Raw genomic sequence first — 15,103 nt, forward strand, 5'->3', positions numbered from 1 at the left:
CCTTGACGACGCGCGAGGCGGCGATCATCTCCATCGCCTTGGTGATCTTCTTGGTCGCGGTGACGGATCGGATGCGACGCTTGTAGACCCGGAGCTGGGCTCCCATGAGTCAGGTCCCTTCCTTACGTCACTTGGCGGCGGACGGGGCGTCCTCGCCGAGCAGCTTGCCGTCCGACGTCTCGAACTGCTTCTTGAACTCCGCGATGGCGTCGGCGACGGCGGTCAGGGTGTCGTCGGACATCTTGCCGCCCTCCTTGATGGAGGTCATCAGGCCCTGCTCCTTGCGGTGCAGGTAGTCCAGGAGCTCCGTCTCGAAGCGGCGGACGTCACCGACCGGCACGTCGTCCATCTTGCCGGTGGTGCCGGCCCAGACGGAGACGACCTGGTCCTCGGTGGCCATCGGCTGGTACTGCGGCTGCTTCAGCAGCTCGACCAGGCGCTGACCGCGCTCCAGCTGCGCCTTGGACGCGGCGTCCAGGTCGGAACCGAAGGCGGCGAACGCCTCCAGCTCGCGGTACTGGGCGAGGTCCAGGCGGAGACGGCCGGAGACCTGCTTCATCGCCTTGTGCTGCGCGGAACCACCGACTCGGGAGACGGAGATACCGACGTTCAGCGCGGGGCGCTGACCGGCGTTGAAGAGGTCCGACTCCAGGAAGCACTGGCCGTCGGTGATGGAGATGACGTTGGTCGGGATGAACGCCGAGACGTCGTTGGCCTTGGTCTCGACGATCGGCAGACCGGTCATCGAGCCGGCGCCCATGTCGTCGGAGAGCTTGGCGCAGCGCTCCAGCAGACGGGAGTGCAGGTAGAAGACGTCACCCGGGTAGGCCTCGCGCCCCGGCGGGCGGCGCAGCAGCAGGGAGACGGCGCGGTAGGCGTCGGCCTGCTTCGACAGGTCGTCGAAGATGATCAGGACGTGCTTGCCCTCGTACATCCACTGCTGGCCGATGGCCGAGCCGGTGTACGGCGCGAGGTACTTGAAGCCGGCCGGGTCGGAGGCCGGGGCGGCGACGATGGTCGTGTACTCCAGCGCGCCGGCCTCTTCCAGGGCGCCCCGCACGGAGGCGATGGTCGAGCCCTTCTGGCCGATGGCGACGTAGACGCAGCGGACCTGCTTCTTCGGGTCGCCCGAGCGCCAGTTGTCGCGCTGGTTGATGATCGTGTCGACGGCCAGCGCGGTCTTGCCGGTCTGGCGGTCGCCGATGATCAGCTGGCGCTGGCCGCGGCCGACCGGGGTCATCGCGTCGACGGCCTTGTAGCCGGTCTCCATCGGCTCGTGCACCGACTTGCGCTGCATGACCGTGGGGGCCTGCAGCTCAAGGGCGCGGCGGCCGGTGGTCTCGATCTCGCCGAGGCCGTCGATCGGGTTGCCGAGGGGGTCGACGACGCGGCCGAGGTAGCCCTCGCCGACCGCGACGGAGAGGACCTCACCGGTACGGCTGACCGGCTGACCCTCCTCGATGCCGCTGAACTCACCGAGGACGATGGCACCGATCTCGCGCTCTTCGAGGTTGAGCGCGAGGCCGAGGGTGCCGTCCTCGAACTTCAGCAGTTCGTTGGCCATGGCCGAGGGAAGACCCTCGACCCTCGCGATGCCGTCGCCGGCAAGGGTGACCGTACCGACCTCCTCGCGCGAGGCCGCGTCCGGCTTGTACGACTGGACGAAGGTCTCCAGTGCGTCCCGGATCTCCTCCGGCCGGATCGTGAGCTCCGCCATCTGGGTTCCCTGCTCTCCTTGTTGGGCCCGAAGTTTCACTTTGGGGGGATGTCTCGAAATCCCGGACTCCCCCCTGAACGAGGTGAATCCTCTGCACGGCCCAACCGGGCCGTAGGTACACGTACGTACTGCTATGAAGTTTGGCGCTAGCCCGCGAGCCGACGGCCGGCCTCGGCGAGGCGGTCGGCGATCGAGCCGTTGATGACCTCGTCGCCGACCTGCACCTGGATACCGCCGAGGACCTCGGGGTCCACGTCCAGGTTGAGGTGCATCTGGCGGCCGTAGAGCTTCGCGAGGGCGGCGCCCAGGCGCTGCTTCTGCGGGTCGCTCAGCGGGACCGCCGAGGTGACGACGGCCACCATGCGGTCGCGGCGCTCGGCGGCGAGCTTGGACAGGGACTCGAGTCCCGACTCCAGGCTACGTCCCCGGGGCGCGGTCACAAGGCGGGTCACCAGACGCTCGGTGCCCGGCATGGCCCGGCCGCCGAGCAGGCTGCGCAGCAGCTCGCCCTTGGCCGCGGTGGTGGCCTTGCGGTCGGTCAGCGCGGCCCGCAGCTCGGTGTTGGAGGAGACGATCCGGGCGAACCGGAACAGCTCGTCCTCGACGTCGTCGAGCGATCCGCGCCGCTGGGCGGCGGTGAGGTCGGCGGTGTCCGCCAGCTCCTCCAGCGCGTCCACCAGGTCGCGGGGCTGCGACCAGCGGGAGCGCACCATCCCGGAGACCAGGTCGGCGGCGGTGCCGCTGACCTGGGCGCCGATGAGGCGCTGCACCAGCTGGGCCTTGGCCTCGCCGGTCTGCGCCGGGTCGGTGAGGACCCGGCGCAGGCCGACCTCGCGGTCGAGCAGCGCGGTGACGGCGGCCAGCTCGTCGGCGAGCGAGCCGGCGTTCACGGACGTGGAGTCCGTCAGCGCGTCGAGACGCTCACGTGCGGCGGCAAGGGCCTCACGGCTCGCTCCGTTCATCGGGCAGCCTCGGCCTTCGTCGCCTTGTCGTCCAGCTCGTCGAGGAACCGGTCGATGACGCGGCTCTGGCGGGCGTGGTCCTCCAGGGACTCGCCGACCAGCTTGCCGGCCAGCTCCGTGGCGATCGTGCCGACGTCCTGGCGCAGCGCGGACGCGGCGGCCTTGCGGTCGGCCTCGATCTGGGCGTGGCCGGCGGCGATGATCTCCTCACGCTGCCGCTGGCCTTCCGCGCGCATCTCGGCGATGAGCGTGGCGCCCTGCTCCTGCGCCTCCTGGCGCAGACGCGCGGCCTCGTGCCGGGCCTCGGCGAGCTGAGCCTTGTACTGCTCAAGGACGCTCTGGGCCTCGGTCTGCGCGGCCTCGGCCTTCTCGATACCGCCCTCGATGGCCTCGCGACGCTCATCCAGAACCTTGTTGATGTTCGGGAGCAGCTTCTTGGCGAGGAAGCCGAAGACGATGACGAAAGCGATGAGGCCGATGACAACTTCCGGCCACGGCGGGATGAGGGGGTTCTCCTTCTCACCCTCAGCCGCCAGAAGTACCAGGGCGGATGTCACATCAGTGCCTTTCGTCGAAAGGGTCGGTCGTCAGGCCGTCTTAGTAGACGAACGGCATGACGAGGCCGATGAGGGCGAGCGCCTCACAGAAGGCGAAGCCCAGGATCTGGTTGGCGCGGATCAGACCGGCCGCCTCGGGCTGGCGGGCGAGGGCCTGGGTACCGTTGCCGAAGATGATGCCGACGCCGACGCCGGGGCCGATGGCGGCCAGGCCGTAACCAACGGAGCTGAGCGAACCTTCGACAGCGGCAAGGGTGTTGGACATGCCAGTTCTTCCTTCTCTTTACGGACCGGTGGGGGTTGGCCACCGGACGGCTGGGGATTGCGAGGCGGGGTCACTCAGTGGTGCTCGGCGAGCGCGCCCTGGATGTAGGTGCAGGTCAGCAGCACGAACACGTACGCCTGCACGGCCTGGATGAAGAGCTCGAACGCCGTCATGACGAGCGTCATCACGAAGGACACGCCGGCGTAGGCGATGCCGACACCGTTGAGCAGGTACCAGCTGGCGATCGTGAAGAGCAGCAGCAGCGTGTGACCCGCGAACATGTTGGCGAAGAGCCGGACGGCGTGGGTGAAGGGGCGGACGATGAGGTTCGAGAAGAACTCGATCGTCATGGCCAGCGGCAGCACCGCGCCGAGCGACTTGTCGTAGCCCGTGACGTTCTTGAAGAAGCCGACGAACCCGTGGCGCTTGAAGGTCAGCGAGACCCACAGGACGTAGACGATCAGGGCCAGCCCGGCGGGGTAGGCGATGATCGACGTCACCGGGAACTGGGCGACCGGGATGATCGACCACAGGTTCATCATCCAGATGAAGAAGAAGAGGGAGACGATCAGCGGGACGTACTTCTCGCCCTCGCGCTTTCCGAGCGTCTCGTAGACCACACCGCGGCGGATGAAGTCGTAGCCGGCCTCGCCGACCATCTGCAGCTTGCCGGGAACGACCTTCGGACGGGCGAAGGCGGCCCAGAAGAAGCCCACGATGATGATCGAGCCGAGGAGCGCGAGCAGCATCGGCTTGTTGAAGTAGAAGCCGTTGCCGTCCGCGTTCCCGGCGAGCGGCTCGAAGAGGAACGAGTGCAGGCCGGGGGCCGGGAAGCCACAGCCGTCGAAGATGTGGCAGTCGGTCTCGAAGGCGAGCACCTGCGTCGGATCAGCACTCACCGCGGGCTCCTTCAGCGTGGCGCATAGGTACGGCAACCTCGTTGTGTCGGCGCGGCGCGGAGCCGCGGTTCGGCACGGGACTGGTGTTACGGATGTGGGGGCGGCTGTGGGGCATCTCGCCTCGCGAATGAACAGGCGTCAGCTGGGATGCCCGCGCCCGCGATGCCGCAGTTGGCACCGGACGATAGCAGGATCTCCCTGGCGCCTTTATCCCGGCCCTACCCCTCACGACGAGTGGCCCGTCTTCTCGGGCTTGTCGTCCGACTTGTCGGGCTCGACGTAGAGGATCTTGGCCTTCATGTGGGCGCGCGTCTGCGCGGCGATCCACACGAGGGTTCCGACGACCAGGGTGATCGCGAAGGACCGCGGGTTGAACAGCGTCGTGTTCTTGAACGCGGCGAGGAAGATGAACAACAGCAGGATCTGTGCCGCGTAGAGCATCAGGCCCATCGCCTGGAAAAGGTGCGGAAGCGATTTGGCGGTGCGCTGCAGGACATACAGACCCAGACCCATGAACAGCATCACGACCACCGTCGCGACGACGGCCCCGATCGCCCCCTTGCCACCGGCGACCACACCACTGACGACGGCTGCGATCGCGCCGACGGCAGCTGTGGGCACAGCGGCCTGGAGAAGGATCCGGACGTCATTGGACGGCATGGCGGCAACTCCGCTTTTTCACAGGGGGCAGGTGTCGTCATGGACGAGCGTAGTCCCGGGCTGAGTGGGGTCCTCACGCCAAGGAACCGTCGCACTGCGGTCCTTCGGCTCTATCCGGGGGTTCTCGTGAACCGTATCACAAACTATTTGATGAGGTCTTTACCTGGGGGTGTGCTCGCTGTCACACATGAGAGTGACAGTGCGCGTTTGTGCAAACACAGCGCCGACTTGTCTGGTAATGGGGAGCTTTGCTCCCCCACGAGTTGGCAATGCTCTAGTCAGATTCTTACCTTGGCAGCCGCGAACGGGGGCCGACGGCCGTTGCGCCATTGACGCCCGTGGCACCCGAGACACCCGCGGGCACCCGCTCGTCGTCGGGCCGTTCCTCCTCGGCGGCCGGCACCACCGGGGCGCCGACCGCGCGACGGCGGTAGCGGGGCGGCACGACGCGCTGCGCCCACAGCGGGGCCCGCGGCGTGAACCGCGGCAGCAGGAGCAGCCCCAGGCCGATCGCGCTGAGGAAGACCACACCCAGCACGATCCACATGGACGCCGAGTTGACCGAGTAGGCGAGCGCGCCGAACGCGATCAGCGCCGACCAGAAGTACATGATGAGCACCGCGCGGCTGTGGCTGTGCCCGACCTCCAGGAGCCGGTGGTGCAGGTGCCCCCGGTCCGCGGCGAACGGCGACTGGCCGCGCCAGGTGCGCCGCACGATGGCCAGGATCAGGTCGGCGGCGGGGATCGCGATGATGGTCAGCGGCATCAGCAGCGGGATGTACACCGGCACCATCTGGTGGACGGTGTTGCGCTCGGAGCCGGAGAACAGCTTCAGCGCGTCCGGGTCGACCTGACCCGTCACCGAGATCGCGCCGGCCGCGAGGACCAGGCCGATCAGCATCGACCCCGAGTCGCCCATGAAGATCCGCGCGGGGTGCATGTTGTGCGGCAGGAAGCCCACGCACATGCCCATCAGGATCGCCGCGAAGAGCGTCGCCGGGGCGGCGGCCTCGATGCCGTACGAGTACCAGATGCGGTAGGCGTACATGAAGAACGCCGCCGCCGCGATGCACACCATGCCGGCCGCGAGTCCGTCGAGGCCGTCCACGAAGTTGACCGCGTTGATGGTGATGACGACCAGCGCCACCGTCAGCAGCGTGCCCTGCCACTGGGTCAGCGCCACGTTGCCCACGCCCGGGATCGGCAGCCACAGGATGGTCAGACCCTGCACCACCATCACGCCCGCGGCGATCATCTGGGCACCCAGCTTGATCAGGGCGTCGATCTCGAACTTGTCGTCCAGGACACCGATCAGCCAGATCACGGCCGCCCCGGAGAGCAGCGCCCGCGGCTCGTTGGAGTTCTCGAAGACCTCGTTGAGGTTGGTGAGGTGGTCGGCGACCAGCATCCCGGCGCACAACCCGAAGAACATGGCGATACCGCCGAGCCGCGGAGTGGGTTCCCGGTGCACGTCCCGTGCCCGGACCGCCGGCATCGCTCCCGCCACGATCGCGAATTTCCGTACCGGCCCTGTCAGCAGATACGTCACCGCGGCCGTGATGCAGAGCGTCAGCAGGTATTCACGCACGGGCTTCCCCACAGGTCTCGCTGGCCATTCCAGCCCCTCACCCTAGCGATGAGCGCATACGAGTGGGGACTTCCGGGTAGCGACGATGGTTGCACGTGCGGCTGTGCACCCGGGAGCGGCTGCCCCGCATCAGCTCGGACACGGCGGAAATCCGGCCGTCAGCTCCCGCACCTCGGCCCGTGCGCGGGCCTCGCGTCCGTCGACGCATGCACCGCCCGGTCCACCCGCCCGGCCGGCTTCTCGCCGCACAGGAGCATGCCGCCGCGCGGCCCGCGCAGCACCTTGTGGGTGGTGGCGCGGACGATGTCGGCGTACGGCACCGGGCTGAGCGCCGCTCCCCCGGCCAGCAGCCCGATGGGGTGGGCGGCGTCCGCGATGAGGCAGGCACCCGCCTGGTCGGCGACCTCGCGGAAGAACGCCCGGCCGAAGTGGCGGGGGTAGGCGATCGAGCCGTACACCAGCGCCTTGGGCTGGTGGGCACGGGCCGGCGCGCGGACCTGGTCGTGGTCGATCAGACCGGTCTCCGCGTCGACGCCGTGGCCGAGGAAGTCGAAGCAGCGGCCGGAGACGTTGCTCGGCGCGCCGTGGCTGAGGTGGCCGCCGAGCGCCAGAACGGTGTCACCGGGGCGCGGCAGCGCCGCGTAGGCGGCCAGGACCGCCGAGGAGCCGGAGTGGGCCCGCACGTCGGCGTGCGCGGCGCCGAACAGCTTCCTGGCCCGCTGTACGGCCGGCCGCCCGGCGCTGTCGGCCGGTTCGCGGCCGCCGTGGTGGCGGGCGCCCGGACAGCCCTCGGCGTACGTGTCGGGGACGGGGACGGGTGACCGGCATGGCGCGCTTCGGACGTGCGGCGAATGGTCCTGCTCAAAATCCTGTTCAGAGCCCTGCTCGGTCCGATGCAGGCCCACGGTGTCGGGTGCGCCCGGTCTGTCCCGGTGCCCGGTCCTCAGGTCCGGGCGGGCACCCCGGTCAGCGCGGTGACCACCGGGTCCAGGGCCTGGTGTATCTCGTCGCCGATCGACCGGAAGAAGGTCAGCGGGGCGCCGTAGGGGTCGTAGACCTCGTCGGCCTCCGCGGTCGGCGCCAGCAGCCAGCCGCGCAGCGCCGCGGACGCGCGCACGAGGGCCCGCGCCCGCGCGACCAGGCCCTCCTCCAAGGGCGGCAGGGTGGCCGGGTCGATGGCGTTGACCAGGCGGGTGAACTCCTTGAGCGTGAACGTGCGCAGGCCCGCGGAGTGGCCCATGGAGATGACCTGCGCGCGGTGGTCGCGGGTCGCGGTGAGCACCAGGTCGGCGCGGATCACGTGGTCGTCGAGGAGTTCCCGGCCGGTGAAGCCGGAGGCGTCCGCGCCGAAGTCGGCGAGCACGGTCTCCGCGTTGTCCTCCATGGGGGCACCCTCGTGGCCCCAGGTGCCCGCGCTCTCCACGACGAGCCCGCCGCCCAGGATGCCGAGCCGCTCCCGCACGAAATGGCGGGTCAGCCGCTCGGTGATGGGCGAGCGGCACACGTTGCCGGTGCTGACGTGGAGGATGCGGAAGGTGTCGCGCGGCAGTCCGACGAAGGTGGTCGTCTGCTCGTTGATACCGCCTATGCCACGCCCCGCCTCAGGGGCCGTCAATTCGCCACCTCAAGGTCGGGTACGACCTTCCTCAGCTCCTCGGCCGACAGCGCGCCGGCCCGCAGCAGCACGGGCACCTCGCGGGTGACGTCGACGATGGAGGAGGGGACGTTGCCCGGGGTGGGGCCGCCGTCCAGGTAGACGGAGACGGAGTCGCCGAGCATCGCCTGGGCGGCGTCGCAGTCCTCCGGCGCGGGGTGGCCGGTGAGGTTGGCGGAGGAGACGGCCATCGGGCCGAACTCGGTGAGCAGCTCGATGGCGACCGGGTGCAGCGGCATCCGCACGGCGACGGTGCCCCGGGTGTCGCCGAGGTCCCACTGGAGCGACGGCTGGTGCTTGGCGACGAGCGTCAGCGCGCCCGGCCAGAACGCGTCGACCAGTTCCCAGGCCATCTCGGAGAAGTCCGTGACGAGGCCGTGCAGGGTGTTCGGGGAGCCGATCAGCACGGGCGACGGCATGTTGCGGCCCCGGCCCTTGGCCTCCAGCAGGTCCCCGACGGCCTCCGAGGAGAACGCGTCGGCGCCGATGCCGTAGACCGTGTCCGTCGGCAGCACCACCAGCTCGCCACGGCGGACCGCCGAAGCGGCCTCGCGCAGACCCGTCACGCGGTCGGTCGCGTCATTGGTGTCGTATCGCCGTGCCATGTCTAGCGGTCCTCCTCGAACACGTGCTGCTGGGGGAAAGAAGTCTGCGGGCGGCTCACGGCATCGCCTTGCGGGCGGTGGCGAACCGGGGCCGGTTGTTCAGGTCGGGGTGGTCGGCCGCGTCGGCCCAGCCCCGCTCCTCGGTGAAGATCCAGGGGACCTGGCCGCCCTGGGTGTCGGCGTGCTCCACGACGACGACGCCGCCGGGGCGCAGCAGCCGGTGCGCGGTGCGCTCCAGGCCGCGGATGAGGTCGAGGCCGTCCTCGCCGGAGAACAGCGCCAGCTGCGGGTCGTGGTCGCGGGCCTCGGGGGCGACGTACTCCCACTCGGTGAGCGGGATGTACGGCGGGTTGGAGATGACCAGGTCGACCTGGCCGTCGAGGTCAGGGAAGGCCGTCAGGGCGTCTCCCTGGCGCAGCTCGACCCTGGACCCCTCCATGTTCTTCCGCGTCCACACCAGGGCGTCCTCGGACAGCTCCACGGCGTACACGCGCGAGCGCGGCACCTCCTGGGCGAGCGCGAGCGCGATGGCGCCGGAGCCGGTGCACAGGTCGACGATGCAGGGCTCGACGACGTCCATGGCGCGTACGGCGTCTATGGCCCACCCGACCACGGACTCGGTCTCGGGGCGGGGCACGAAGACACCGGGCCCGACCTGGAGCTCCAGGTAGCGGAAGTAGGCGCGGCCGGTGATGTGCTGGAGCGGTTCGCGGGCCTCGCGGCGGGCGACGACCTCCCAGTACCGGGCGTCGAAGTCCGCGTCCTTCACGGTGTGCAGCTCGCCGCGCTTGACGCCGTGCAGGAACGCGGCGAGTTCCTCCGCGTCCGTGCGCGGCGAGGGCACACCGGCGTCGGCCAGCCGCTGGGTGGCCTGGGCGACCTCCATGAGCAGCACGCTGCGGGGGCTCGGGGGTCGCCCCCCGGAATGTTGCTGCACGCTGGTCCTCCGAGCTGTCTACGAGGGGTTCGCGGGGTACGCGGCTACGCGGTGGGCCGCGGCTCAGGCGGCGGCGAGCTTGGCGGCCGAGTCCGCGTCGACGCACGCCTGGATCACCGCGTCGAGGTCGCCGTCCAGGACCTGGTCCAGGTTGTACGCCTTGAAGCCGACGCGGTGGTCGGAGATGCGGTTCTCCGGGAAGTTGTACGTGCGGATCTTCTCGGAGCGGTCGACGGTGCGGACCTGGCTGCGCCGGGCGTCCGCGGCCTCCTTCTCCGCCTCCTCCTGCGCCGCGGCCAGCAGCCTGGAGCGCAGGATACGCATCGCCTGCTCCTTGTTCTGGAGCTGGCTCTTCTCGTTCTGGCAGGAGGCGACGACTCCGGTGGGGATGTGCGTGATGCGCACGGCGGAGTCGGTCGTGTTGACCGACTGGCCGCCGGGTCCTGAGGAGCGGTAGACGTCGATCCGCAGGTCGTTCATGTTGATCTCGACGTCGACCTCCTCGGCCTCGGGCGTGACGAGCACGCCGGCGGCGGAGGTGTGGATGCGGCCCTGCGACTCGGTGGCCGGCACGCGCTGCACGCGGTGCACGCCGCCCTCGTACTTCAGCCGCGCCCAGACGCCCTGGCCGGGCTCGGTGGCGCCCTGGCCGCCCTTGGTCTTCACGGCGACCTGGACGTCCTTGTAGCCGCCCAGTTCGGACTCGGTGGAGTCGATGATCTCGGTCTTCCAGCCGACCCGCTCGGCGTAGCGCAGGTACATCCGCAGCAGGTCGCCGGCGAACAGCGCCGACTCGTCGCCGCCCGCGCCCGCCTTGATCTCCAGGATCACGTCCTTGTCGTCGCTGGGGTCGCGCGGGACGAGGAGCAGGCGCAGCTTCTCGGTGAGTTCCTCGCGGCTCTTCTCCAGCTCTTTGACCTCGGCGGCGAAGTCCGGGTCGGAGGCGGCGAACTCGCGCGCGGTCTCGATGTCGTCGCCCGTCCGCTTCCAGGAGCGGTACGTGGCGACGATGGGCGTCAGCTCGGCGTACCGCTTGTTGAGCTTGCGCGCGTTGGCCTGGTCGGAGTGGACCGAGGGGTCGGCGAGCTTCTTCTCCAGGTCGGCGTGCTCGGCGACGAGTTCCTCGACGGCCTCGAACATCTTGGGCTCCTGCTACTGCGGTGAAAGGGGAAGGCGGGCGACCAAAAACGCCGGTCCCGGCGCGCCCTCGTGGGGGCGCGGCCGTGGACCGGCGAGAGGTGGCTCGCTACTTCTTGGAGCCGGCGGCGGCCTTGCCGAAGCGGGCCTCGAAGCGAGCCACGCGGCCACCGGTGTCGAGGATCTTCTGCTTGCCCGTGTAGAACGGGTGGCACTCGGAGCAGACCTCAGCGCGGATGGTGCCGCTCTGGATGGTGCTGCGCGTGGTGAACGACGCGCCACAGGTGCAGCTGACCTGCGTCTCGACGTACTCGGGGTGGATGTCGCGCTTCAAGGTGTCTCCTAGGTTCGGGAGGGTGCCGGGTCGCTCCGCGGGATGCGGGGCGTGAACCGGGACCGACGGTCCAGTCTGCCAGGACTGGGTCCATCCCCCAAAACCGGGGGTTACGGTCTTCTATTCCCTGCGGGTCCGTGGGTGGTTCTCGCGCAGTTCCCCGCGCCCCTACGGGGCGCTGACGACGCCCTTGGCTCCGCCTGCCGCCGTACCTTCGGTGGCCGTCCCGGGGATCGCCCGGTCGTTCTTCAGGGCCGTCCAGACCTGCTGGGCCTTGGTCTCCTCCACCAGGACCCGGTTGGCGTCCGCCGGGTCGTACCGGACCGGCATCGTGACCATGTTCATCTTCGCGGGGGTGATGCCCTTGAGGCCGCTCGCGAAGGCCATGAGGGAGTTGACCGAGCCGAGGTCGGAGTCGGTGGTGACGGTCTTGGTGGCGGTGTCGGCGAGGTCGACCAGCTTCTTGGGGCTGGTGAGGACGCCGATGTCCTTGACCTGGTGCACCAGGGCCTTGATGAACGCCTGCTGGAGCTGGATGCGGCCGAGGTCGGAGCCGTCGCCGACGCCGTGCCGGGTGCGGACCAGGCCGAGGGCCTGCTCGCCGTCGAGGGTGTGGGTGCCGGCCTTGAGGTCGAGGTGGCTGTCGGGGTCGGAGATGTCCTCGGTGGTGGTGATCTCGACGCCGCCGAGTTCGTCGATGAGCTCCTGGAAGCCGCTGAAGTCGACCTCCAGGTAGTGGTCCATGCGCAGGCCGCTCATCGACTCGACGGTCTTCACGGCGCAGGCGGCGCCGCCGGTGGAGTACGCGGAGTTGAACATGACGTTGCTCGCGGCGTCGTGCACGGTGCCGTCGGCGTCGGTGCACTCGGGGCGCTCGACGAGGGTGTCGCGCGGGACGGAGACCACGCTGGCCTTCTTGTGGCCCTTGTAGACGTGGACGACCATCGCGGTGTCGGAGCGGGCGCTGCCGTCGTCGGTGCCGCCGCCGAGCTTCTTGTTGCCGCCGGCCCGGGTGTCCGAGCCGAGGACCAGGATGTTCTCGGAGCCGTCGTCGGCCTTCTCGGGCCGGTCGGTGCCGAGGGCCTGGTCGATGTCGACGCTTTCGAGATTGCCGTTCAGCTTGAAGTAGAGGTAGCCGACGCCGGTGCCGCCGAGAGCGACGATGCCGGCGGCCGTCCAGGCCGTGACGATCAGGCCCTTGCGGCGTCTGCTGCGGGGTTTGCGGCGGTGGCCCTTGCCTCGGTGGCGCGGCCCGTTGGTGCCGGGCTCCCCCGGTATGCCGGATTCCGGCGTGCGCTCGGCGGACATGTGCTCCTCGACTCTCGTACGGCGGTACTACCCCCTGCTTTTCGGTACCGGGCTCCGCGCCAGTGCGGAACCCCCTCGGCACCATCGTCGCTCCGTTCGGTCAGACGGAGAAACCCGGGAAAGGGTTGCACGGGGCACGGTGCGCGAACTGTGCCACTTCGGTGACCGTGGGTATCCGTACTTGTCCGGACACCCTCCGCCCACCTGGGGTTTCGTACGTGTCGTGCGCTGCCGTCGACATCCGGACGGACACGCTCCGTGTGGGGAACGTCTCCCGGGAACGCGGGAAGGCCGCTCCCCGGGTGCCGGGGAGCGGCCTTCGCGCGTGGACGGTCGCCTCAGTCGCCGTTGCCCGGCGTCGGGGTCGTCTTCTGGATCTGGAGCAGGAACTCGGCGTTCGACTTGGTCTGCTTCATCTTGTCGAGGAGCAGTTCGATCGCCTGCTGCGAGTCCAGGGCGTGCAGCACCCGGCGCAGCTTCCAGACGATGGCCAGCTCGTCGCTGCCGAGCAGGATCTCCTCCTTGCGGGTGCCGGACGCGTCGACGTCCACCGCGGGGAAGATGCGCTTGTCGGCGAGCTTCCGGTCGAGCTTCAGCTCCATGTTGCCGGTGCCCTTGAACTCCTCGAAGATCACCTCGTCCATGCGGGACCCGGTGTCGACCAGCGCGGTGGCGAGGATGGTCAGCGAGCCGCCGTCCTCGATGTTGCGCGCGGCGCCGAAGAAGCGCTTGGGCGGGTACAGCGCCGTGGAGTCGACACCACCGGAGAGGATGCGGCCGGAGGCCGGGGCGGCGAGGTTGTACGCACGGCCCAGACGCGTGATGGAGTCCAGCAGCACGACCACGTCGTGGCCCAGCTCGACGAGGCGCTTGGCGCGCTCGATGGCCAGCTCGGCAACGGTGGTGTGGTCCTCGGCCGGGCGGTCGAAGGTCGAGGAGATGACCTCGCCCTTCACCGACCGCTGCATGTCGGTGACCTCTTCCGGACGCTCGTCGACGAGGACGACCATCAGGTGGCACTCGGGGTTGTTGTGCGTGATCGCGTTGGCGACCGCCTGCATGATCATGGTCTTGCCGGTCTTCGGCGGGGCCACGATCAGACCGCGCTGGCCCTTGCCGATGGGCGAGACGAGGTCGATGATGCGGGTCGTCAGCACGCCCGGGTCCGTCTCCAGGCGGAGGCGGTCCTGCGGGTAGAGCGGCGTCAGCTTGTTGAACTCCGGCCGACCGCGGCCGTGTTCGGGCGCCATGCCGTTGACGGAGTCGAGGCGGACCAGCGCGTTGAACTTCTCGCGGCGCTCGCCCTCCTTCGGCTGGCGGACCGCGCCGGTGATGTGGTCGCCCTTGCGCAGGCCGTTCTTGCGGACCTGGGCGAGGGAGACGTACACGTCGTTCGGACCGGGGAGGTAGCCGGACGTACGGATGAACGCGTAGTTGTCGAGGATGTCCAGGATGCCCGCGACGGGGATCAGGACGTCGTCGTCGGTGATCTGCGGCTCGGAGGCGATCTCGTCGCGTCCGCGACGGCCGCGGCGGTCCCGGTAGCGGCCGCGGCGTCCCCGGCGGCCGCTGCCGTCGTCGTCGTAGCCGTCGTCCTGCGGACCGTTGTTGCGGTCCTGGCGGCCGCCGCCCTGCTGCTGGCGCTGCTGGTTGCCGCCCTGGTTCTGCTGGTCGTCGCCCTTGCCGCGGCGGTCGCGGTCACGGTCGCGGTCGCGCCCGCGGTCACGGCGGTCGCGGCGGCGGCCCTCGCCGTCACCGGCGTCGGAGCGGCCGTCGCCCTGCTGGTGCTGGCCGCCCTGGTTCTGCTGCTGGTTCTGCTGAGCGGGGGCGTCGCCCTTGGCCTCGGCGGCGACCGTGTCGGTCGCGGCGGCCGGGCTGCCGGCGTCGGCGGTGGCGCGGCGACGGCGGCGCTCGTTGGGCGCCTCGTTCGATCCGCGCTCGGCGTCGCTCGCGCGGGCGGGGCCGCCGTCGGGCTGCCCCGGGATCTCGATCTGCTGCTGCGACGCGGCCTTCTCGATGGAGTCGGTGGCCTTGGCGGGCTTGCGCTCGGCCTTCTCGGCCTTGGCCGCCGCCTTGTCGGCGGCGCCCTCGTCACCCGTACGGGTCCGGGAGGTGGCGCGGCGCTTCGGCTTGGTCTCGGCGGCGCCGTCCGCGGCCTTGGCGGGAGCCCCGCCCCCGGCCTGCGCCTCCTTGATGACCTCGATCAGCTGGCTCTTGCGCATCCGCGCGGTGCCCCTGATACCGAGGCCGGATGCGACCTGCTGAAGCTCGGCCAGCACCATGCCCTCTAGGCCGGTACCCCGGCGCCGCCGGGAGCCGGCACCGCTGGCAGGCGCGGAGGCGTCCGTGGCGGGCGCGGCAGCGGTCTCCTCGACACGTGCGCCCATCAGATCGGTGGTGTCGCTCACGAAGGGTCCTTCCCTGGAGCGGACGTCGGCCTGTCTGGCTCGGCGACCGGTTGTGCTGTCCGACTTCGGTCC

At 69.9% G+C, this 15,103-nt stretch carries 14 protein-coding genes and 2 pseudogenes; all 16 read right to left on the bottom strand.

The window, feature by feature from the left end:
- A pseudogene (locus tag UW392_RS04515) lies at positions 1 to 106 on the bottom strand (F0F1 ATP synthase subunit gamma); the annotation flags it as partial.
- Positions 107 to 127: 21 nt separating this feature from the next.
- Positions 128 to 1,717, bottom strand: coding sequence for a F0F1 ATP synthase subunit alpha (gene atpA, locus UW392_RS04520; RefSeq protein ID WP_320773541.1), 1,590 nt, complete (start codon positions 1,715 to 1,717; stop codon positions 128 to 130).
- 146 nt (positions 1,718 to 1,863) lie between these two features.
- On the bottom strand, positions 1,864 to 2,679 hold the full coding sequence (locus UW392_RS04525) for a F0F1 ATP synthase subunit delta (protein WP_320773542.1): 816 nt from the start codon (positions 2,677 to 2,679) through the stop codon (positions 1,864 to 1,866).
- Positions 2,676 to 3,236, bottom strand: a complete 561-nt coding sequence (locus UW392_RS04530) for a F0F1 ATP synthase subunit B (RefSeq protein ID WP_320773543.1) — start codon at positions 3,234 to 3,236, stop codon at positions 2,676 to 2,678. Before UW392_RS04530 ends, UW392_RS04525 begins: the two co-directional genes overlap by 4 nt.
- Before the next feature lie 40 nt (positions 3,237 to 3,276).
- The gene (atpE, locus tag UW392_RS04535; RefSeq protein ID WP_215165679.1) at positions 3,277 to 3,501 is read right to left on the bottom strand and encodes an ATP synthase F0 subunit C; all 225 of its coding nucleotides are present in this window, start codon (positions 3,499 to 3,501) and stop codon (positions 3,277 to 3,279) included.
- A 74-nt stretch (positions 3,502 to 3,575) separates the two neighbouring features.
- The gene (gene atpB / locus UW392_RS04540; RefSeq protein ID WP_320773613.1) at positions 3,576 to 4,415 is read right to left on the bottom strand and encodes a F0F1 ATP synthase subunit A; all 840 of its coding nucleotides are present in this window, start codon (positions 4,413 to 4,415) and stop codon (positions 3,576 to 3,578) included.
- A 210-nt stretch (positions 4,416 to 4,625) separates the two neighbouring features.
- Positions 4,626 to 5,060: a hypothetical protein gene (locus UW392_RS04545; RefSeq protein WP_320773544.1), complete on the bottom strand. Its 435-nt coding sequence runs from the start codon at positions 5,058 to 5,060 to the stop codon at positions 4,626 to 4,628.
- A 286-nt stretch (positions 5,061 to 5,346) separates the two neighbouring features.
- Positions 5,347 to 6,648 (bottom strand): MraY family glycosyltransferase, encoded by a 1,302-nt coding sequence (locus UW392_RS04550; protein ID WP_320773545.1) that lies wholly within the window; start codon positions 6,646 to 6,648, stop codon positions 5,347 to 5,349.
- A 197-nt stretch (positions 6,649 to 6,845) separates the two neighbouring features.
- Positions 6,846 to 7,595 (bottom strand): annotated as a pseudogene (locus UW392_RS04555) (hypothetical protein); the annotation flags it as partial.
- Positions 7,592 to 8,263 carry a protein-tyrosine-phosphatase gene (locus UW392_RS04560; protein WP_320773546.1) on the bottom strand — a complete coding sequence of 224 codons (672 nt, stop codon included), beginning with the start codon at positions 8,261 to 8,263 and terminating at the stop codon, positions 7,592 to 7,594. The pseudogene UW392_RS04555 and the gene UW392_RS04560, both read right to left, overlap by 4 nt.
- Positions 8,260 to 8,907 carry an L-threonylcarbamoyladenylate synthase gene (locus tag UW392_RS04565; RefSeq protein WP_320773547.1) on the bottom strand — a complete coding sequence of 216 codons (648 nt, stop codon included), beginning with the start codon at positions 8,905 to 8,907 and terminating at the stop codon, positions 8,260 to 8,262. Before UW392_RS04565 ends, UW392_RS04560 begins: the two co-directional genes overlap by 4 nt.
- A 55-nt stretch (positions 8,908 to 8,962) precedes the next feature.
- Positions 8,963 to 9,793: a peptide chain release factor N(5)-glutamine methyltransferase gene (prmC, locus tag UW392_RS04570; protein WP_320773548.1), complete on the bottom strand. Its 831-nt coding sequence runs from the start codon at positions 9,791 to 9,793 to the stop codon at positions 8,963 to 8,965.
- Between the two features lie 114 nt (positions 9,794 to 9,907).
- Complete coding sequence (gene prfA / locus UW392_RS04575) at positions 9,908 to 10,984, bottom strand: peptide chain release factor 1 (protein WP_320773549.1); 1,077 nt, start codon at positions 10,982 to 10,984, stop codon at positions 9,908 to 9,910.
- Between the two features lie 106 nt (positions 10,985 to 11,090).
- Positions 11,091 to 11,315, bottom strand: a complete 225-nt coding sequence (gene rpmE, locus UW392_RS04580; RefSeq protein ID WP_030672379.1) for a 50S ribosomal protein L31 — start codon at positions 11,313 to 11,315, stop codon at positions 11,091 to 11,093.
- A gap of 168 nt (positions 11,316 to 11,483) precedes the next feature.
- Positions 11,484 to 12,623: an LCP family protein gene (locus tag UW392_RS04585; protein WP_320773550.1), complete on the bottom strand. Its 1,140-nt coding sequence runs from the start codon at positions 12,621 to 12,623 to the stop codon at positions 11,484 to 11,486.
- A 338-nt stretch (positions 12,624 to 12,961) separates the two neighbouring features.
- Positions 12,962 to 15,031: a transcription termination factor Rho gene (rho, locus tag UW392_RS04590; protein ID WP_320773551.1), complete on the bottom strand. Its 2,070-nt coding sequence runs from the start codon at positions 15,029 to 15,031 to the stop codon at positions 12,962 to 12,964.
- Positions 15,032 to 15,103: the final 72 nt, after the last annotated feature.

The sequence above is a fragment of the Streptomyces sp. CRN 30 genome, assembly GCF_034105845.1.

Coding starts and splice junctions, on each gene's coding strand:
- UW392_RS04565 (WP_320773547.1), bottom strand. CDS start 8,907: ATGGCACGGCGATACGACACCAATGACGCGACCGACCGCGTGACGGGT.
- UW392_RS04585 (WP_320773550.1), bottom strand. CDS start 12,623: ATGTCCGCCGAGCGCACGCCGGAATCCGGCATACCGGGGGAGCCCGGC.
- atpA (WP_320773541.1), bottom strand. CDS start 1,717: ATGGCGGAGCTCACGATCCGGCCGGAGGAGATCCGGGACGCACTGGAG.
- atpE (WP_215165679.1), bottom strand. CDS start 3,501: ATGTCCAACACCCTTGCCGCTGTCGAAGGTTCGCTCAGCTCCGTTGGT.
- UW392_RS04545 (WP_320773544.1), bottom strand. CDS start 5,060: ATGCCGTCCAATGACGTCCGGATCCTTCTCCAGGCCGCTGTGCCCACA.
- prfA (WP_320773549.1), bottom strand. CDS start 10,984: ATGTTCGAGGCCGTCGAGGAACTCGTCGCCGAGCACGCCGACCTGGAG.
- UW392_RS04525 (WP_320773542.1), bottom strand. CDS start 2,679: ATGAACGGAGCGAGCCGTGAGGCCCTTGCCGCCGCACGTGAGCGTCTC.
- prmC (WP_320773548.1), bottom strand. CDS start 9,793: ATGGAGGTCGCCCAGGCCACCCAGCGGCTGGCCGACGCCGGTGTGCCC.